At 61.6% G+C, this 232-nt stretch carries 1 protein-coding gene; it reads right to left on the bottom strand.

What is annotated here, in order from left to right; genetic code table 11:
* Positions 1-232: SufD family Fe-S cluster assembly protein (locus R0J92_RS27125; RefSeq protein ID WP_411053965.1), on the bottom strand; the 232-nt coding region annotated here is incomplete at both ends.

The following is a 232-nucleotide window of genomic DNA, read 5'->3' as shown; positions in this document are numbered from 1 at the left end:
CTTCTGCGTGACCGCCGAGCCGGTTTCGAGTTGCGTCCAGCTGATCTTTGAACGATCACCTTTGCAGATGCCGCGTTTCGTCACCAGGTTGTAAACGCCGCCTTCACCGGTCTCCGGGTTGCCCGGGTACCAGTTCTGGATCGTCGAGTATTTGATCTCGGCGTCCTCGTGCGCGACGAGCTCGACGCAGGCCGCGTGGAGCTGGTTCTCCTTACGCATCGGCGCGGTGCAG

It is taken from the genome of Tritonibacter sp. SIMBA_163 (assembly GCF_046535935.1).
In the GTDB taxonomy this organism is placed as follows: Bacteria; Pseudomonadota; Alphaproteobacteria; order Rhodobacterales; family Rhodobacteraceae; genus Epibacterium; species Epibacterium scottomollicae.
Note: the sequence above shows the minus strand (reverse complement) of the source record. Positions and strands in the feature narration are given on the sequence as shown.